The organism is Emticicia sp. BO119 (genome assembly GCF_013912375.1).
In the GTDB taxonomy this organism is placed as follows: domain Bacteria; phylum Bacteroidota; class Bacteroidia; order Cytophagales; family Spirosomataceae; genus Emticicia.
On the sequence record NZ_JACETV010000001.1, the window covers coordinates 810,158 to 829,095 of the forward strand.

Here is an 18,938-nt window from a genome sequence, read left to right on the forward strand (position 1 = left end):
TTTAGTTCTTGAAAATTCAGCTATATTTAACACCCAAAATTTTGTACCACCATTTTTCTGTGACAGCATTATGCCTATAAATTTCGTCTCTATTAATACACTGCCTATAAACTATTTGCAAAATTTAATGGTTATTTAATCTGAATTGCCATTTATCTAATGGCAACTCAGTTTCGGCTTTTATCAACAATCTTAACTTATTGACCATAAATTCACACTTTATGCGCATTGAAAATTATTTAGCTCGAATCAGCTATACGGATTTGCATCAACTAAGCCTTCCAAGCCTTTTTAAACTGCATCAGTTTCACGTTTATAATATACCATTTGAGTGTCTGGATATTCATTTAGGTATTCCGATTGAACTGAATGTGGAGTCTATTTACAAAAAAGTAGTTAACTATTTTCGTGGAGGATTTTGTTATGAACTCAACACCTTGTTCAATTGGTTACTGAATCAGTTAGGTTATGAGGCAAATATTATTTCGGCACAGATTATTAACAATCATGAGCCGGGGCCTGAATATGACCATATGGCTATCTGGGTAAAGCTTGAGTCTGACTGGCTTTTAGATGTAGGTTATGGAGATTTATTTATTAATCCGATAGAGATAAAACCCGATGTGGTGCAGCACGACGGAGCCAATTATTTTATGATTAAACAGTTGGAAAATAATAGGTACAGCTTGTTGATGTCGGCTACGGGTACAAACTTTAAAGAAAGGTATGTGTTTAGTCTATCGGAAGTTGCGATTGAAAAATTTGAGTCTCAAAGTCAACTTAAACAGACTTCGGAGGACTCACATTTTGTAAAGAATCTGATTTGCACCAAACCGACCGAAAATGGCAGAAAAACAATTTTCAACGATAAGTTTTTGCAAAGAAATAATGGTGAAAGACATATTTCTACTTTTGAAAGTGAAAGCGATCTGGTAAAGTGCCTGCGAGAAGAATTTGGCATTGATATTAAAAAATATCAGCAGCGATTGGAAGAAATGTTTCACTTCAGTTTTTAGTAATTGTATTATATCGATTGCTGATTAATAAATTTTTATCCAACAATCAGCAATCGATATGCTATAATTAATTGATTTTTCTTCTCCAGTAAATTACACCACCTAAAAGTAGCAGTAATACTATTATATCTCGGATAATATGAAAGGTTCTGTCTGATGAGATTTCATAGCCACTCGAAAATACGGAGATAGTAAGTGTGAGCTGGATAACTAATGCCAGGATAATTGCCCACTTAAGTATATTAAGGAAAATTTTCATGTTAATTTTAATATCTGCAATTCTTAGCAGGATAATATAACCATTGCAAAGTAACGATTTGTAATAGAAGAAAGATTATTGTAGCCGACTTGAATTTGGTATTAATCTTCTGATTTTTTTCTCCTTTTCAAAAAAAATAGTCCTATTATTACTACAATCAATATAATTATATTTATTGAAAAAATATCAGTGGTTTGCTTAGGCATATTATGTCCACTTGCAATAGCCATAAACCACCAAAGCAATTGCATCGCAAGTAAAACAAACGCAACCGCTTGTAAAATTGTTAGTATGATTTTCATTGAGAAGAGGTGATTATAGTATCGAATTAAGCACAATTATATTTACAATATCCATAAAATCAAAAGCATTCAGGATTTTCAATAACCCGAATGCTTTAATCATAATCTGAATTGATTCTTAATCTTTTATCTCAAATGTATAGTTTCCGCTATTGAGGATAATTCTGGCCTCACCATTTTCATAATTTATTCTTCTATTTTGTATAAGTGTTTTACCAGTTTCGCTGATTTTATTTAAAGCATTGGCAGGTAAATATAGTGTGGCTGTCGTATTGGCAGGAATGGTAGTTTTATAAGTCCATTTACCGATCTCTGTTTTCCACTCACTACTTATTCTACCATAAACACTATCATAATATCCTTTAGCCCATTTCATTTTTTTGTCTGGGTCAGGGATCGGTTTCAATACAAATTGTTTAAAGCCAGCTATATCAGGGCTTCGCTGAATTCCAAGTGAATAATTATACATCCATGCAGCAACTGCGCCGAATGAATAATGGTTAAATGAGTTCATACTGTTATTTCCTCCAAAACCATTTTCAACGGTATAAGAGTTGAGACGTTCCCAGATGGAAGTAGCCCCGTTGACAACCGAGTATAGCCATGATGGATAACTATTCTGTTGAAGTAATCTATATGCTGTTGCACTTTGATTATTCTCAGAAAGAGCCTGCATGATAGACGCTGTGCCGATAAAACCTGTCATAAGTGAATAGGGGGGACGATCTACTCCGCTATCATCTTTATTAGATCTGGAGATACTTTCGTTTAGATGCCCGATGGCATATGTTTTGTTTGCTTCATTAAAAATACCTAAAGCTAAAGGAATAGCATAGGAAGCCTGTGTATCAATTACCTGTCCTTTATCTGATGGCTGATTAGCGTTACGCTCATTTGGTGGACCCATAAACCCTGTTTTTACACCCGATTTAATAGTTTTGAATGAACCTTTATCAATGTAGACCTCATTAAAGTGTTTTTTAACGGCATTATGGCTTACCATAAATTCTGCTGCTTCGCTGGTTTTTCCCAAAAGTCGTGCTGTTTTGGCCATTATTTCCAAATCATAAGCATAATGAGCCATCCAGAAAAGTGTATTGTCATTTCTGTTACCTTCAGGGCTTAACCAGTCTCCTAAAGGCCCTTCATTAAGAATTCCTTGTTCGTTTAGTTTTGTTTTCAGAAAAATCATATAATGGTTCATGGCATCATAGTTTTCTTCCAAAATCTTAATATCGCCATACTGTTGGTAAGTTTCCCAGGGTACAACTATACCGGCACTACCCCAGAGTGTACCGCCAAAGCCACCACCTACCGGAGCCACATCAGTAAAGCGGCCGCTTTCAGGCTGAATATCACGCATGGCCAACATATGTCTTCTCAGAAATACATCTGCGTCAGTCAGGTAAGTAGCACTTCTTGAAAATACTGAAATGTCACCAGACCAACCCATACGTTCATTACGGGCCGGGGTATCAGTAGGTATTGATAAGAAATTGCTCCTTAAAGACCAGGTGATATTCTGCCATAGTTTATTCACTAAATCATTGGAGGTAGAATAGTTTGAAGAAAGACCTGTTATTGAACTCACTACCATTCCTTTAACTTCATAGATTGGAATCGCCGTATTGATGCCTGTTATTTCTAAATAACGGTAACCATGAAAAGTAAATCTTGGCTGAATGGTTTCATCTCCTCCTTTTAATAAATATGTGTCAGTTGTAAGAGCAGCTCTGATATTTTCCATCATAATCATTCCTTCATTACCTTTATAATCAGGCAAATCAGGGTATTTCACCTCTGCATAGCGCAAAGTTATGAGTTGCCCTTTTTTACCATTTCTGATTTTTATCTGCGGAAAACCTACCATATTCTGACCCATATCGTACACAAATACCTTTGGCCGTACTTCTTCCACAGATTTTGCCGTAAGTGTCATTACGATACCGGGATTTTCACCTAACTGACCTGTTATTTTTAAATTATTGTAGTTAACAGGAGTTCTTCTGCCAGTCGGATCCGGGTTTTTATCAATATAAGCAGTGCCATCTAAAGGTACTTCAACAGTTCTTTTCCAGTTTTTATCATCATAGATAGCAGTTGACCAACCTTCAATAGTTTTTTCTTTGGTTGCATCATAAAATTCTCCCTGAAAAAAACTGCCATATCTAATGGGGCCTTCGGTAAATAATTTCCAGTCATTAGTATTTGATGTAATGGTTTGTTTGGTACCATCAGCATATATAATTTCTAATTTGCACAGGAGGGATTGCCGATCACCAAAAAAATTCCAGTTTTCTCCTGAATAGGTAATATTCCCTGACCACCAGCCTTCGCTCAGCCAAGCGCCTAAGGCGTTAGTTTTACCTTCTTGTATATATTTGGTAACATCATAAGTTTGATACATCTGATGTTTATTATACTGTGTTAGTCCTGGATTGAAGTAATCGTTACCGATACGCTTGCCATTGAGATGCATTTCATAGATACCCCTTGCTGTTACGTATAACCTGGCCCTACTAATGGTCTTTGACGGGGTGACGAAGGTACTCCGTAGCATTGGAGCTGCGTTACGACTTGGGTCAGCTAATATTAAAGCACCACTATGTATTTTATACTGATTGTTTACGACTGAGAGTTTGTCGCTCCTGAATACTCCATTATAAGAGTTAATGGTCAGATTTTCAGTAAATAAGGGGTTAGATGGTAATCGATAGTTTCTGATAATCAAATCTGAGAAATAAGCTATCTGATTAGTGTTAGTCTGAAAACCAATATCTGCCAGCATCGGAAAACTTATATAGTTATTGCCTTTTCCAACAGGATTAAGGTTAATGCCATTGTTACCAAAAGGCGAAGGAGGCTCATTGGTTTTTTCTGTAATTTTATTTTTGCCATCAATATAGAAATCAAAAAGCCCAAAATTACACTCTGCTAAAATGTGGTGTTTATCATATTTATTGGTCTGGTTAATTACGGTCTGTGGAATATCAAGACTTTTAAAAGCCTTTTCTTCACTATCAGTTTTGTCATAGCCCACCCTATAAATATTGAGTTTAGCTAACCCATCTGATAAATCAGATACACCAGAAATATCTAATTCGAGTTTGATATAATTTTTATTTCTTTGAGCTTCAACGCCCATCAGATTCAGGTCCTTATTCATCAGACGGGCATCATTCCCTCCAAATACAAAAGCCGCTTTGGTACTATTTGAATTTTTGTCTAATTGAATCCCGTATTCAAATTTAAAGACCGAAAGGGCATGAGCATAGAGTACCAAATCATCTGTACTACCCCCAATCCACTGGGCACCGCTCCATGCGGAAATATCCGTACTCACCAAGCCGGTTTCAAACCAAGCAGTTTTAGAAACTACTTCATCGAAATTATTCCAGACAGTCAATCTCCAGGTATAACGGGTTGTAGCTTCTAATGGGGTACCAGCATATACAATACCATGAGAAATACTGCTATTTATTTTTTTAGAATCCCATACGATCTTGTTTTGAGTGTTAGTTACTACAATCTGATAAGCAGTTTGAAAATAACCACGTCTGGTATCTAAGGCTTTCATCTGCCAGCTAAAATGAGGTATGCCGACATCAATTCCTAAAGGATTTGACTGATAATCAACTTGTAATTTTTCTAAAGAAATTTTACCAAACGACACACTAATACAGAAATGAAGCAGGGTTATGATACAGGATATTTTTTGTTTCACCATAATTTAGATTATATAAATAGAATAATAGATTGCAGAGGTAAATTAAGAGAAAAAAAAGTAAATCTCTTTCATGCAGTTTCCTGTGTGACGATATATAGTGAAATAGTGCATGATGAATTAGTGGATAGAATAGAGGAATGAAGAATCTTTTTCAGATATAAGTCTGAAAAATCCCCTCAAAAGGGGATTGACCCTCATTATACTGATTGACTACTTTTGATAAAGAATAATGCTTAGAAATATCTGTGAATTTAAGAAAACCCAAAACAAGTCCTGCCCATGACAGGCAGTAAATATGAAACCAATCTTTACAATTCTGCTATGTTTCAGTTTATTGGTCGTCAATGCTCAGATTTCTACCAATAATAAAGGTCCTGGTGGCGCAATTACGATAACACCCAAAGGTATTCAGGGAAAAACCAATAGTGCCACTGATTCGACAAATGTGGCTTTAGGGCCAAATGCACTTATGAGTAATACTACAGGTAACAATAATCTTGCGATAGGATTCAATGCGCTAAGACAAAATACCTCAGGACAGGATAATGTAGCAAATGGAGCAAGTGCTTTGCTGGCAAATACCTCTGGTAGTTATAACGTCGCTAATGGTTCAAAGGCACTCATGACTAATACCATAGGTAGCAATAATACAGCCAGCGGATATGCGGCATTAATGTCTAATTCAACTGGGGGTAATAATTCAGCTTTTGGAGCTAACGCTTTGTTTAGTAATACGACTGGCACTGATAATACTGCGCATGGAACAAATGCCCTTTATTCTAATACCACTGCAAGTCAGAACACAGCTTTTGGTAGTAAAGCATTGTACAACAATACGATAGGTATAAATAATACTTCGGTTGGTTTTTCTTCATTGTTTTCTAATATTGATGGTAATAATAATACTGCCTTAGGCGTGAATGCTCTTAAAAGTAATACAAGCGGTTCATTCAATACCGCTATTGGAGTCTCCGCACTTGATTTAAACTCTACTGGTGTCAACAATACAGCGGTGGGTAATGAGGCACTGAAGTCAAACAGCACGGGTCAAAGCAATACCGCAATAGGATTTAAGTCACAGTTTGCCAATACAACTGGCAATAATAATACTTCAATTGGTAGTAATACTCTAATGAGTAATACTACTGGTCAGGAAAATACTGCTACGGGAGTTGATGCCTTGAAAAGTAATACTACCGGAAATGGTAATACTGCTATTGGAAATTTTGCAATGCAAAATAATATAACCGGCGATTCAAGCACGGCGATAGGCCATAATGCCTTGTCTTTAAACTCTACAGGCATAAACAATACGGCAGTTGGTGCGAGTGCATTATTACGTAATTCAACAGGTAGTAGCAACACAGGATTTGGTAGCGGAGCATTGACGCTCAATGTGTCGGGAAGTAATAATACGGCGGTCGGGTACAGAGCGTTGACAAATAGTACTCTTATAGAGGGAAATACAGCTGTAGGAACAACCATAATGTTTTATAATGAAACGGGGACGCATAATACGGCGGTGGGTTGGTCTACTTTATGGAATAACCGCACAGGAAATTATAATTCAGCTATGGGGTTTAGTGCACTTTATGCCAATAGAACAGGAAGTAATAATGTGGCTATTGGCAGAGAAGCAGGCTATACTATTGTAGACAGCTCTGATAATACTTTTGTAGGAAGTTTCGCCAATGCATCCGGAGATTTCTCGAATGCCACAGCTATAGGTTATAATGCCATTGTAAACGGCAGTAATAAAGTACGGATAGGCAATAGTAGTGTTACGGTTATTGAAGGACAAGTGCCCTGGAGTAATCCTTCTGACAGAAGATTGAAAGAGAACATCGTATATACTTCAAGGTTGGGACTCAATTTCATCAGTCGTTTACAAAGTGTATCCTATACTTATATAGAAGATAAAACAAGAACTCGATATGATGGTTTTATTGCGCAGGATATTGAGAAAGTAATGATAGATTTAGACCTTCCTTTCAGCGGTCTGAAAAAATCAGCCAATGGTATGTATTCATTAGCCTATTCAGACTTTGTGATTCCACTTGTTAACGCTACAAAAGAGCAACAGCAGCAAATTATTGAATTAGAAAAGCAACTCAGGCAATTGAAACAGTTAGTCGCACAGATTCAACAACTGGTGGCATCAAAATAGATGCCTGTCTTGAAAATATCTTATTTCTATTCTGACTGGCTGAATTAAGTTTGTAGCATACCGAAACACAACTGCCTTAGTTGCCATTTATGATTTTAAGCTATAAATTTTGCTTTTGAAACCCTATGAAAACGCACCTGTTAATTATATATCTACTTAGTCTTTTATCTGTTCAGGCACAAATCTCAAGCAATGGTACAGATACGCTTAATATTGCTTTGACAATTACCCCATCAGGATTACACGGACAAAGCAATGGATTAGTTGATTCCACAAACGTAGCATTAGGAACCAACGCTCATGCATCAAATAATGATTCATATACACGCCGCAACAACACGATGTTAGGAATAAAAGCTTTAAATAAAAATATATCAGGCAACGAAAATTTAGCAATGGGTAATAATGTATTGCTCAATCCGGTTAAAGTCAATTATAATTCAATAATTGGGGTGGGTGCCAGGTCTGTGAATGGTGATGGAGACTATGTAACGAGTATCGGGTACTCAACAATCACAAACAGTAGTAAAGGTGAAAACTCGGCCTATGGAGCGAATGCAATGAGGTTGGGAGCCGGATTTGAAAATAATGCAGTTGTAGGGGCAAATATTTTATTTTTTAATAATAATAGCAATACAAGTACCCTTGCTGGTAGCAATGTTTTATTTAATAATGTTGTTGGCGATAATAATTCGATTATTGGTGCCGGGGCTTTCTATAATGCTACCAATGCTTCAAACAATAGCACTATTGGCAGCCAGAATTTCAAAATAGGAAGTTATGTGGCTAATGGTATTGCCTTAGGAGCTTTTGCTTTAGATTCTGCCGCAGTTTCGAATGTTATTGGTATCGGGGCTGATGCCCTGTCAGGACTTAAAACCGGGAGTCCAAATATTGGCATTGGATACAAGGCTTTAGTTAATGGTGGAAAAAGTAGAAATTCTATCGGAATAGGAGTGGGGACATTACTAAAAAGTAAAGATGGTGAAGAAAACGTGGCAATAGGGGTTGAGTCGTTGAGGAGTATTACAACAAGTAAAAACAATGTTGCTTTCGGATTCCAAGCTTTATACAGCCATAATGGCCTTGGTTTTGTTGGTTTTAATGTAGCAGTTGGTCATAAAGCACTTTTTAGCAGTATTAATTCTGACTACCTGACGGCTGTTGGAGCAATGGCATTGCAAAATAGTACAACTGGTATTTATAATTCGGCATTAGGGTTTAAAGCTCTTGCCGCTAATACCACCGGAGGCAGAAATACAGCAATTGGTAATAAAGCTTTAGGAAGTAATACTTCTGGTGCGTTTAATGTGGCAGTTGGGTCAGAAGCCTTGTTTAATAATACTTCGGGAAATGTAAATGTGGCTGTTGGTTTGGCTGCAATTCATTCAAATAACAGCGGGTTTTATAATGTAGCTATCGGTGATAGTGCTTTGTATATGTTTGCACCTATAACAGAAAATCATGATAATATTGCCTTAGGCAAAGGAGCAGGGTATATGCTTGTTTCGGGAGATTATAACTTATTTATAGGTAGTTTTGCAGATGCTTCGGCTAATAGCATTTCAAATGCAAGCGCCATTGGGTCAGAAACAATAGTAAATACAAGCAATAAAGTGCGGATAGGTAATACAAGTATAACTGCAATTGAGGGACAGGTGCCTTTTAGCAGTGTGTCTGATAGACGTCTAAAAGAGAATATTCTTTATACCAATCGATTAGGATTGAATTTTATTCTGGGTTTGCAAAGTGCTTCATATCAGTATAGGTCTGATAATTCCCATATTGTCCACGATGGCTTTATTGCGCAGGATGTAGAAAAACTAATCAAGGATTTAAACCTGCCTTTTAGCGGATTGAAAAAAGCCGAAGATGGTACCTATTCTTTAGCTTATACTGATTTTATTATTCCTTTGGTTAATGCGAAAAAAACACAGCAGCAAAAGCTGGATGATTTGAAAAAGGAGATCAGAGAACTTCAAAAAGCGTTAGTGGTTTTATCAGAGAGATTAATGGGAGCGAAAGACGTGAAAAAAGAGATTGATTCGTTGTTATTAAGCGAAAAGTGAAAATACTGTCGTGTTTATATATGATTTTTATAAAACCATATATGAAGAATTTTAAAACAAGGTTCGAAAATCAGTAACTTATTGGCAAACTTTCAGGGGGTGGGTGCAAACTTCAATATAAAAGTAGTTCCAATATCAACCGTACTATCTACTTCAATGGTTCCTTGCAGGCTTTCCATTTGCGATTTTATGAGGTATAATCCTAATCCTTTACTATTCGGACGATCGTGGAAACGCTGGTATAAACCGAATACTTTTGATTTATGACGCTCTACATCAAAGCCAATGCCATTATCTGTAAAAGTTAGAACAATGCCATCGTCGGTGTGGTGGCTTTCAATTCTGATTTTAAGTTTTCTTTCATAAGAACGGTATTTAACGGCATTAGTCAGCAAATTCATGAAAATACTTTCAAGATATGTTTCATTAAAAACAACTTGTGGAGCCTTTTCAAAATGCAATTCAATTATGGGTTGGACTTCTTCAATTAAACTTTTAAGCTGCCCTTTAACTTGTAAGAACATATTATTGAACCCGATTTCCTTTTGCTCGATTGAGTCGCTGTCTCTTATTATCAGAATTTTAACGAGGTCGTTTACTGTATTGTTTAATAGTATCGTAGATGCTTTGAAGCCCTCGATAATTGGCTTTAGTGAGGGGTCTTCAATTAAAGTATAGTCTAATAAATCAATAAAGCCCATCAGATTTGATAAGGGAGCCTTCAGGTTATGAGAAGTGATATAGGAGAAATTCCGAAGGTCATTATTGTTCTGATTCAAAGTTTTAATCAATTGTTCACGTTCAATTTCCTGATTTTTACGTTCGGTTATATCTCTGTAATTTATCACAATTGCACCTACTGCGGGTTCATATAAAAGGTTCTGGCAACAGGCTTCTAACCATTTATAAGTTCCATCTTTAGTCAGACTTCGATACTCAAAATTGCGCGTTTTTTCAGGGTCTTCAATTACATCAATAAATGCCTGGGATACGTGTTCCAGATCATCTGGATGAATAAGATCATATCTTGCCTGACCAATCATTTCATCTTCTTCAAAGCCAGTAATTTTCTTTCCGGTCGGGCTTATTTCAAGCATTACACCATCAACAGTCAGAAGGCTTAACCCATCATTGCTATTTTGTAACAGACTCCTGAATCTCTTTTCATTGTTTTTTATGGTATCTTCGGCTTTCTTTTTATCTGAAATATCACGGGCGATTTTTGATGCGCCGGTAATACGTCCATTACTGTCTTTGATTGGAGAAATTATAAGCGAAATATCAGTTAATTGTCCATTCTTGTTTAGTCTTTGTGTTTCGTAAAAATTTACAGAAATGCCTTTTTTTATCTTGTCTATAATCTCGATTTCTTCTTGGTAACGATCTTGCGGAAGAATCAGGTTACAGTTCTGGCCAATTACTTCTTCGGCGGTATAATTAAAGAGTTTTTCTGCGCCCTTATTCCAGGTAAGAATTATGTTTTCTAAACTGATACTTAAGATGGCATCCTCAGAAGAATTAACGATTGACACAAAAAGAGCTTGTTGTTCTTCAAAAAGTTTACGTTCGGTAATATCTCTGAAATTTGCTACCATTACGTTTATATCCGGGTTAGGCAGCATATTGGTTAGTGTCCCTTCAAGCCATACATAAGAGCCATCTCTTTTCTGTTTTCTGAACCTAATAGAAACCGGAACATCAGGATTATGAAAAGCTTCTCTCAATTGGTGCATGACATTTTCAAAATCGTGTGGGTGAATACTGTCAAGGATATTTTGTATTTCTACTTCATGGCTCTCGTAGCCGAATAATCTTTCGATAGCCGGGCTTAAGAATTCTATCTTACCCTCAGCATCAAAAAGAAAGAGCATATCATGGCTGTTTTTAAGAATAGACCTAAATCTAAGTTCTCTTTTCGTTAATTCTTCTTCTGCTAATTTTCGAGCTGTAATGTCTCTACCAGTTATACATAGGCCTGCGCTCTGGCCATTCTCAACAACCAATTTAATCGAAAAATCAACCCAATAAATTTCACCATTATCATGTTGATACATACGGTCATATTGAAGGTGTTCTCCACCTAAGGCCCTGTCAAATAATGATTTTACAAAGTCTTTTCTTGAATCGTCAATAAAATCTAACGCATCATACCCTATTTTTAATTCTCTGTCTCTATTCAGAAAACCAATTTTCTTTGCATTACTGTTAAAGGCTTTTACAATACGATTGGTATCCATCAATAAAAATGCCTCGGAGGTATTTTCAAAAATAGTAGTAAGATTTATTTCAGATTGTCTGATAAGTTCGGCAGCTTTTATTCTTTCTGTAATATCATGGTAGTTAGATACAATGGCCTGCACATTATCGTCATGCAATAAATTGGTGATGTAACCTTCAACCCAGATATAATGCCCGTTTTTATGTTTCAGGCGGTTTATTCTTGGAATAGCCAGCCCAGGTGTTTTTAATAATTTTTTAAATATAGCTTTGGTTTCATGCGCCTGCTCGGGGTGCATTAAGGGCATATTCGGCCCGCCTACTATTTCGTTGGCGTTGAATCCAGTAAGTTTTTCGAATGAAGGGCTGACATACAGAATAATACCATCGGCGTTTAAAAGTATAATAATATCTTCGGCATTTTCAACTAATGCCTGAAAGCGATTTTCTATTTTTATTGCCTGAGCTTCGGCTGCTTTACGGCGGCTTATGTCGCGATAATTAGATACGATAGCAGCTACGTTTTCGACATCGAGCATATTGGTGATAACGCCTTCTAACCATATGTAATGCCCTGATTTATGACGAAACTGGAGGAGTCTTGAAATGGGTACTCCCGGGTTTGCTAATGATTCATAATAAGTAATTTTAACGTCTTTCGTAAAGTCGGGGTGTATAGCGGTAACTACTATCTGTGGATTTTTATGGATTTCATCCAGATTATAACCTGTTACTCTTGAAAATGCCGGACTTGCATAAAGTATCATTCCTTTTGCATCAGTCAGTAAAATAATATCTGTGGTATTTTCAATGAGTGCTCTGAAACGCTTTTCGCTTAACTCAATAATTTTTTCAGCGTTTTTTCTGATAGATATATCGCTAATAAAAGTACCAACTTTTGTTTCGTCGTTTATGTCCTGATATAAAACAGAAGAAAATTCCAACGGAAACTTATTCCCGCTTTTATGGATACCCATAGCTTCGCCTTTCAATTTATCAGGTATCTGTCTGTCGTTTAAATGCGCTGTAAAGCTTGGATCGTTATAATTTATTAAATCGTGATGTTTTAACAGTTTAAATTCTTCGGGGTTATATCCGAAAATATTCATGGCAGCATTATTGACTTCAATAATGGAGCCGTCCGGGTTGCTGAGAAAAAAGGCATCTATGGAGTTTTCAATGATTGAATGATACCTGTTTTCATGCTTATTGATTTCCTGTTGAGCTTTTTTTGTAGGCGTAATGTTAAAAGAAGAAACAAAAACACCTATAATTTGTCCTGCGTTATCGTAAATTGCCTTGTATTTGTTCAGACAACAATAAGAAATGCCATTTTGTAAAGGAATTTCAATTTCAAGTTCGAAGGTATTTCCTTGTAAAGCTTTTTGATAGGTTTTTTTTGCTATTTCAACTCTGTTTGCAGGGGCATAATCGAGAATGTTTTTGCCTTTCAGGATTTCTTTTCCAAAGTATTGCTGGTATTGTTTACTGAAATTATTGCTGAAATTGATAATTACCAAATCAGTATCTACAATCAGAAAACTCTCTTCTGAATATTGTATTAATAAATCGTTTAAAGCAAACGATGTTATTTGTTTTGCTTGTTCAACGGGTACCTCAATCATTTGCGTAGTAGAAAAGTGATTGGCCAATATTGATGCTTTATTTCTCATGCCTGTATTAGTCCATTTGCAATATGATTACTGTTAATGATGAAATTGTGGACTAAAATTATTTTGTACAGTGTATAGTATAAGATGGGTAGAGCCAGCTATATATTGTAGTATCAGGCCAAAGTATCAGCTAATTTCTTATAAGCGCCTTATATCCTAATACTTCTTAACGCATTAATAGTAAGAGGTTTTGTCAGGTAATCAATAATCATTGGGTACATTTTTGCCCTTGCTCTTTCTTCAGGGTCTGTTGACGAAGAAAGAATCACTATTTTAGTTTGACTAAATTTCTTATAAAAACCTTTAGCGAATTCATCTAAGAAATCCCAACCACCCATTACCGGCATATTCAAATCTAAAAAAATCAATTCTGGATACCTTTCTTTTACCGGACTTCCGTCTATACTGTCATAATAATCTAATGCTTCTTTGCCATTCATTTTAGTAATGACTTCTTCTGCAAAAGAGGCTTTTTCAACAACCAGTTTAATCAATGTTAAAGTTATCTTGTCATCATCAACACAAAGAAGTTTTTTTATCATCATGCTCAAGCGTTGGTTACTCTCTAAATCTTAATAAATTGTCATTTTTGCTTAGAATTAAGTATTCCAAAGCATTTATTATATAAACCCCAATAGCTTGCATTCTTAATATACACCAGAATAAATACTAATTAAAAAAAAAGCAAAATCAATGCCATTTTAGATTGTTTTAGGTGTAAAGAGCTATGGCTTTAATAATTTAGAATTATTATGTATTTAATTATTTTAATGGTGTTATTTGAAAATTGTAAGAGTTAACTCCCAGGTTTCAGGACAAAACGAACATTGGTAGTTAAGTTTTTGATTTTTAAATTCATTTATTATGTTTTTGAGTTTTGATGATTGGGTCTGATGATCAAAAATGATAATCAGGCTGTCTCGTCTCTCACTCTCTTTCATTACGGCATACACAACCTGATACTTATGCAAAGTATAAGTAATTTTCTTTCTGAGATGTGTAAGTGGGTTCATTTATCGGATGTTATTAAGCGGCATGGCTTAATTATTTAGCAAAAGTTTACGATTTTTTATGGTAAGGTAATATTGAGTAGTATCGCCGAGGGATTAAACCCGATCAAAAATAAAATATAGGACAGAGGTTTTCAAGCAGAAGAAAGTAAACTTATCAAGCGGATATATTCTTCTGAAATCAGTCTGTAAAAACCGATTCAGAAGAATAATTAATATTTAAATATAGAAATACTTATTGATTGCACCTGAGATGAGACTGAAGATTTAACTCTTAATTTTTCAGCTTTGAGTAAATTACTTAAGTTTTTCAAGTATTCAGGGTTTTTTTCATCATTTGCGATAGAAAAGGTAATAGCGGTATCATGCTCGATAATTTCTTCGGGTTTGATATGGCTATTTTCTATGGCATTATAGACGTTTCTTTTAAATTCTTCATTGGTTTTCATGATAGATATTCAATCTAAGTAAAGGAAAAAAACAGTACCAATAGAGATTATAAGTTATCGGGAAAGGAAATTTGAATACAAGGATTATCAGGCGTGAGCGATTGTCTATAGCAAATATAGGTTATTGTTTAGAATTTTCCTAAAGAAAAAGATGAAAAGTTCAACAATGCGGCAATTCGGTTCTGATTCAGAAAACAATAAATCCCCTAAATAGTTTAAGGGATTTATTGAAATAATCTGAAATTAGATTATGCCAAATCAATTTCTTTGGCCAGATAAACATCCTGAACCGCGTTGAGTAACTGAATGCCCTTGTCAAGCGGACGCTGGAATGCTTTTCTTCCTAAGATAAGGCCCATGCCACCGGCGCGTTTGTTAATTACTGCTATTCTTACTGATTCTTCCAGATCGGATTCTCCTTTAGACTCACCACCTGAATTAATGAGCCCAATACGACCCATATAACAATTGGCTACCTGATAACGACACAAATCAATAGGATGATCTGAAGATAACTGGTTATACATTTGTGGAGCACTTTTAGAAAAACCGATAGCTGTAAAGCCGCCATTGCTTTCTGGCATTTTCTGTTTGATGACATCAGCCTGTATGGTAACTCCTAAATGATTGGCCTGACCTGTGATATCGGCAGAAGTTTCGTAGTTAATACCGTCTTTTTTAAAATCATTATTACGTGTATAGCACCATAAGATGGTTGCCATACCCAGTTCATGAGCTTTTTCAAAGGCTTTTGCTACTTCAATAATCTGACGGTTTGAACCTTCAGAACCGAAATAAATAGTAGCCCCTACAGCCACAGCACCTAAATTCCAGGCATCTTCTACCGCTCCGAACATAATCTGTTCGTATTTGGTTGGATAAGTAAGCAACTCGTTATGATTGATTTTAACAACAAATGGAATCTTATGGGCGTATTTACGAGCCACGATAGCCAGGTTGCCAAAGGTAGTAGCTACAGCATTGCAGCCCCCTTCAATGGCAAGCTTCACAATATTTTCGGGATCGAAATAGATGGGATTTTTAGCAAATGATGCACCAGCCGTGTGCTCAATTCCCTGATCTATTGGTAAAATCGAGAGGAATCCTGTATGAGCTAACCGCCCATGCCCATATAATGCAGCCAGGCTCCTAATTGTCTGAATACTCCGATTGCTGCCTTGAAATACCTCATCCAGATAATGAGGAGATGGCGTATGCAATAGTTTTTTATCAATGGTCTGGCTCTTATGATTCAGCAAATAGTCGGCATCATTGCCTAAATATCTGACAATATTCTGATAACTCATAATTTTGTTCTGATTTGGTATAGTACTTATCTAACTATTAACTTAAAAGATTGTTAGATTAAAATAGGTGTTTCATTCGCATGATGATTAATCAGGGGATTTAAAATGAATCAGCCACTGAAGGAGTTCCTATTAATTTTATTTTTGTTATTTTGATTTTCAGCAATAATTATTCTATTTTTGTTAAGCTGTAAAGGCAATAGTTTCTCCTTAACCTCTACTGTTTATCCTGCCATAAGAGTGCTTTTCATTATATAAAGTTGCATAACGAATAATTTTCAGGTGTTATTTGCGGAAGGTTTCGTCTATGAAAAAAACAATAAATAGTTTAAAAGGTGATGTAACTTACCTTTTGGAAAGATATGATTTGCTGCATGAAGAAATCAACCCCAGTACTACTAAAGACGGGGTTACCGTAACGTTTACGCGTAAAAATGACTCAAGAAAGTTTCAACAATTTATACATTATTTGAACGCAGAAAATATTAACTATTATGCCTATTTCTGCCCGATTGTAAAACGCATTAAAGTGAGTATTTTTTTGGAGTAAGGAACAGTTGATTACTTCTATTGGTTTTTAACAAATACTCATCAGTCTAAAACCGGATAGAACTGAACTGATTTCAGGGAAGATAATCTTATTGAGTTTGTATTAGTTAAATTTCTTTTCTTTCAGACCCAAAGATTGAAAATAAGCCAATAATTCTTCTGCTTTTTTACCTCCTTTCTCTGCATGATGTAAAAGCGAAAGCCCGTGTGGACCTTTTGAATAAAGCAGGTTGGGATAATCGCTCAGTAAAGATTTCACGATTGCTGTTTTACCTAACATGGTTAAAACAAAAATATCTGTTCTGGCTCCTTTTGCGATCAGATAATCAGCCGTTTCGGTTAGTCCCATGTGTCCAGCTGCACCAATTGCCGTTTCAAAGTCACCATTACCCCAATCCCATGCAGCATTTAAGAGATTCGGTGTTGTTTCGAGCATCTCTTTTAATTTGTTCAAGTCAGAATGAGCTATTCTTACAAATTCATTCACTAATTTGCTATCAACAGGGTCGGCGGCATAAGATTTATGAGCAACAGCTGGAATAAGGCTGGCACCAACAGATAAAACAAAGCCACTTGCAATAAAAGTTCTTCTTGAGTTTTGCTTTTTCATAATTCAGATTGTTTTATTTTTTTCTTAAACACTGTTACCCAAATTTAGAAAATATTTGCTACAGAATCGTTCTAAATTAGACGATTTATTGAGATTAATAGAATTATTTATTAAATCTGTAAAGCTAATATCAGGTGCTGTTTCTGATAGCGAAGCAATAAATAATTTCAAATTATGATTATCTTGCATGCTTTGCAACCAATACCGGAGCCACGATAATTAATAGCACTAATTAAATGGACGATTTCCTGAAAAGTATAGAAAAGAAAATAGTAAAATTATCTTTTAAACAACAGGTTTTATTTGCTGTACTTACCTGCGAAAAGCTATTGCCTAATTACAGGGAATTTAGTAGTATAGTCAGGTGGGGAAGTATTGAAGTTCTGGAAGAAGCTATTGTGATGATTTATCAATATCTACAAGATATTGAATTAGATGATACTGAGCTCGATGGAATCTATGAAAAGATTATTGAAATTACTCCTAACATTGAAAACTTTGAAAGTGATTTAGCTTCTTATGCTTTGGACACCTGCTCTGCAATTTCAGATGCTATAGAATTTCTTTTGAGTGAAGACCAGAGTTATGTGTTAAATATCGCATCTATTGCCAGAGATACTGTTGATATGTTTATACAGGAATCAATTTATTCTGAGATTTTGCCTGATGATTCAGAAGCTAAAATAGCTGAAAATGAATATATGAAAAAGGAATACAGACGGCAGCATGATATTCTTCGCAAATTATTAGGAGCAGAGATAACTTTGCCTTTTATTTCTACTATGAGAGAATTGAATAATAGTAGCGGCTCCATTATAGAATTATCTTTGGTAATTTGAAGTCTTGTTCAGGGTTTAATCAGAGATTGGCTGTGCATATACCTGGTGGCGCATTTCTTACTAAGATAAAATAATTATAGTCTATGAATCAAGTGTTGTATTGCCAATCATATCTTATTTGCATAAGCCTTGTAAGAAGTATTTATTCTGTGAGATAATGTTAAACGAGTTCTGAGTTAATCAAAAATGAGTTTAGAATTAAGAAAACATTTTGAGAAAATTACTTCTGTTACTGACCAGGAGTTTGAATATATATTGTCGCATTTTGTCAGAAAAAAATTAAAAAAGCACCAGTTTTTAGTTCAGGCAGGTAACTTAGTACCATTCGATTTTTTCGTAATAAAAGGTTTGATTAAAGCTTATTATATTAATGAAGATGGCAAAGAGCATATTCTGCAATTTGCTATGGAAGACTGGTGGGTTTCTGATTATCAGGCTTATTTCAATCAGACAGAAGCAACCCTTACTATCGATTGCATCGAAGAAGTTGAGGTGCTTTGCCTTTTACAAAGACCTTTCAGAAGCATGAAACACAACCATTAAGGAGGTGGAGAAGAATTTCTTTAAAGAAACCTGTCCTACTTCGCCGTTGCAACGCTTTGCTGATGTATCAGAAATAGCGGATACTGTAGCCTATTATGCAAGCCCTTTGTCGTCACCTACTAATGGTGCTTCAATAAGGGTTGATGGAGGGATCTGAAAACTATTGGATAGATAATCAGTGTTGTAGTTATCCTGATAGAT

16 protein-coding genes are annotated in these 18,938 nt (G+C 35.6%); 7 read left to right on the plus strand and 9 right to left on the minus strand.

Features of this window, described 5'->3' with window-relative positions; genetic code table 11:
* The first annotated feature begins 221 nt into the window (after window positions 1-221).
* On the plus strand, window positions 222-1,016 hold the full coding sequence (locus tag H1R81_RS03460) for an arylamine N-acetyltransferase (RefSeq protein WP_181839275.1): 795 nt from the start codon (window positions 222-224) through the stop codon (window positions 1,014-1,016).
* 67 nt (window positions 1,017-1,083) lie between these two features.
* Here the strand turns inward: H1R81_RS03460 and H1R81_RS03465 are convergent, their stop codons facing one another.
* The 3 genes from H1R81_RS03465 to H1R81_RS03475 all read right to left on the minus strand — a co-directional run bounded on the left by H1R81_RS03465 (window position 1,084) and on the right by H1R81_RS03475 (window position 5,304).
* On the minus strand, window positions 1,084-1,275 hold the full coding sequence (locus tag H1R81_RS03465) for a hypothetical protein (RefSeq protein WP_181839276.1): 192 nt from the start codon (window positions 1,273-1,275) through the stop codon (window positions 1,084-1,086).
* 101 nt (window positions 1,276-1,376) lie between these two features.
* Window positions 1,377-1,577 (minus strand): hypothetical protein, encoded by a 201-nt coding sequence (locus tag H1R81_RS03470; protein ID WP_181839277.1) that lies wholly within the window; start codon window positions 1,575-1,577, stop codon window positions 1,377-1,379.
* 118 nt (window positions 1,578-1,695) lie between these two features.
* Window positions 1,696-5,304 (minus strand): family 78 glycoside hydrolase catalytic domain, encoded by a 3,609-nt coding sequence (locus H1R81_RS03475; RefSeq protein WP_181839278.1) that lies wholly within the window; start codon window positions 5,302-5,304, stop codon window positions 1,696-1,698.
* A 295-nt stretch (window positions 5,305-5,599) separates the two neighbouring features.
* Here H1R81_RS03475 and H1R81_RS03480 point away from each other — a divergent pair, with 295 nt between their 5' ends.
* Entirely contained in the window at window positions 5,600-7,471 is a 1,872-nt protein-coding gene (locus tag H1R81_RS03480; RefSeq protein ID WP_181839279.1) for a tail fiber domain-containing protein, read from the plus strand.
* A gap of 125 nt (window positions 7,472-7,596) precedes the next feature.
* A complete protein-coding gene (locus tag H1R81_RS03485) occupies window positions 7,597-9,540 on the plus strand; it encodes a tail fiber domain-containing protein (protein ID WP_181839280.1) in 1,944 nt (647 codons plus the stop codon).
* A gap of 92 nt (window positions 9,541-9,632) precedes the next feature.
* Here the strand turns inward: H1R81_RS03485 and H1R81_RS03490 are convergent, their stop codons facing one another.
* The 5 genes from H1R81_RS03490 to H1R81_RS03510 all read right to left on the minus strand — a co-directional run bounded on the left by H1R81_RS03490 (window position 9,633) and on the right by H1R81_RS03510 (window position 16,196).
* Window positions 9,633-13,430 carry a PAS domain S-box protein gene (locus tag H1R81_RS03490; protein ID WP_181839281.1) on the minus strand — a complete coding sequence of 1,266 codons (3,798 nt, stop codon included), beginning with the start codon at window positions 13,428-13,430 and terminating at the stop codon, window positions 9,633-9,635.
* A 149-nt stretch (window positions 13,431-13,579) separates the two neighbouring features.
* Window positions 13,580-13,975: a response regulator gene (locus H1R81_RS03495; RefSeq protein ID WP_220275165.1), complete on the minus strand. Its 396-nt coding sequence runs from the start codon at window positions 13,973-13,975 to the stop codon at window positions 13,580-13,582.
* A 231-nt stretch (window positions 13,976-14,206) separates the two neighbouring features.
* Window positions 14,207-14,443 carry a DUF3801 domain-containing protein gene (locus H1R81_RS03500; protein WP_181839282.1) on the minus strand — a complete coding sequence of 79 codons (237 nt, stop codon included), beginning with the start codon at window positions 14,441-14,443 and terminating at the stop codon, window positions 14,207-14,209.
* A 209-nt stretch (window positions 14,444-14,652) separates the two neighbouring features.
* Window positions 14,653-14,889, minus strand: a complete 237-nt coding sequence (locus H1R81_RS03505) for a hypothetical protein (protein WP_181839283.1) — start codon at window positions 14,887-14,889, stop codon at window positions 14,653-14,655.
* Between the two features lie 248 nt (window positions 14,890-15,137).
* The gene (locus tag H1R81_RS03510; RefSeq protein WP_181839284.1) at window positions 15,138-16,196 is read right to left on the minus strand and encodes a class I fructose-bisphosphate aldolase; all 1,059 of its coding nucleotides are present in this window, start codon (window positions 16,194-16,196) and stop codon (window positions 15,138-15,140) included.
* Between the two features lie 307 nt (window positions 16,197-16,503).
* Here H1R81_RS03510 and H1R81_RS03515 point away from each other — a divergent pair, with 307 nt between their 5' ends.
* A complete protein-coding gene (locus H1R81_RS03515) occupies window positions 16,504-16,746 on the plus strand; it encodes a hypothetical protein (protein ID WP_181839285.1) in 243 nt (80 codons plus the stop codon).
* 102 nt (window positions 16,747-16,848) lie between these two features.
* Here the strand turns inward: H1R81_RS03515 and H1R81_RS03520 are convergent, their stop codons facing one another.
* Window positions 16,849-17,355: a hypothetical protein gene (locus tag H1R81_RS03520; RefSeq protein ID WP_220275166.1), complete on the minus strand. Its 507-nt coding sequence runs from the start codon at window positions 17,353-17,355 to the stop codon at window positions 16,849-16,851.
* Between the two features lie 236 nt (window positions 17,356-17,591).
* Between H1R81_RS03520 and H1R81_RS03525 the strand changes: the two genes are divergently transcribed.
* The 3 genes from H1R81_RS03525 (at window position 17,592) to H1R81_RS27390 (ending at window position 18,894) form a co-directional block, all read left to right on the plus strand.
* Window positions 17,592-18,194 carry a DUF416 family protein gene (locus H1R81_RS03525; RefSeq protein WP_181839286.1) on the plus strand — a complete coding sequence of 201 codons (603 nt, stop codon included), beginning with the start codon at window positions 17,592-17,594 and terminating at the stop codon, window positions 18,192-18,194.
* Window positions 18,195-18,380: 186 nt separating this feature from the next.
* Window positions 18,381-18,737, plus strand: coding sequence for a Crp/Fnr family transcriptional regulator (locus H1R81_RS27385; RefSeq protein ID WP_229251041.1), 357 nt, complete (start codon window positions 18,381-18,383; stop codon window positions 18,735-18,737).
* A 4-nt stretch (window positions 18,738-18,741) separates the two neighbouring features.
* The gene (locus tag H1R81_RS27390) at window positions 18,742-18,894 is read left to right on the plus strand and encodes an SDR family oxidoreductase (protein ID WP_310588048.1); all 153 of its coding nucleotides are present in this window, start codon (window positions 18,742-18,744) and stop codon (window positions 18,892-18,894) included.
* Window positions 18,895-18,938: the final 44 nt, after the last annotated feature.

Bases quoted from the DNA above. Each gene is read 5' to 3' on its own strand.
- H1R81_RS03460 (WP_181839275.1), top strand. From the start codon at position 222: ATGCGCATTGAAAATTATTTAGCTCGAATCAGCTATACGGATTTGCAT.
- H1R81_RS03465 (WP_181839276.1), bottom strand. From the start codon at position 1,275: ATGAAAATTTTCCTTAATATACTTAAGTGGGCAATTATCCTGGCATTA.
- H1R81_RS03470 (WP_181839277.1), bottom strand. From the start codon at position 1,577: ATGAAAATCATACTAACAATTTTACAAGCGGTTGCGTTTGTTTTACTT.
- H1R81_RS03475 (WP_181839278.1), bottom strand. From the start codon at position 5,304: ATGGTGAAACAAAAAATATCCTGTATCATAACCCTGCTTCATTTCTGT.
- H1R81_RS03480 (WP_181839279.1), top strand. From the start codon at position 5,600: ATGAAACCAATCTTTACAATTCTGCTATGTTTCAGTTTATTGGTCGTC.
- H1R81_RS03485 (WP_181839280.1), top strand. From the start codon at position 7,597: ATGAAAACGCACCTGTTAATTATATATCTACTTAGTCTTTTATCTGTT.
- H1R81_RS03490 (WP_181839281.1), bottom strand. From the start codon at position 13,430: ATGAGAAATAAAGCATCAATATTGGCCAATCACTTTTCTACTACGCAA.
- H1R81_RS03495 (WP_220275165.1), bottom strand. From the start codon at position 13,975: ATGATGATAAAAAAACTTCTTTGTGTTGATGATGACAAGATAACTTTA.
- H1R81_RS03500 (WP_181839282.1), bottom strand. From the start codon at position 14,443: ATGAACCCACTTACACATCTCAGAAAGAAAATTACTTATACTTTGCAT.
- H1R81_RS03505 (WP_181839283.1), bottom strand. From the start codon at position 14,889: ATGAAAACCAATGAAGAATTTAAAAGAAACGTCTATAATGCCATAGAA.
- H1R81_RS03510 (WP_181839284.1), bottom strand. From the start codon at position 16,196: ATGAGTTATCAGAATATTGTCAGATATTTAGGCAATGATGCCGACTAT.
- H1R81_RS03515 (WP_181839285.1), top strand. From the start codon at position 16,504: ATGAAAAAAACAATAAATAGTTTAAAAGGTGATGTAACTTACCTTTTG.
- H1R81_RS03520 (WP_220275166.1), bottom strand. From the start codon at position 17,355: ATGAAAAAGCAAAACTCAAGAAGAACTTTTATTGCAAGTGGCTTTGTT.
- H1R81_RS03525 (WP_181839286.1), top strand. From the start codon at position 17,592: ATGGACGATTTCCTGAAAAGTATAGAAAAGAAAATAGTAAAATTATCT.
- H1R81_RS27385 (WP_229251041.1), top strand. From the start codon at position 18,381: ATGAGTTTAGAATTAAGAAAACATTTTGAGAAAATTACTTCTGTTACT.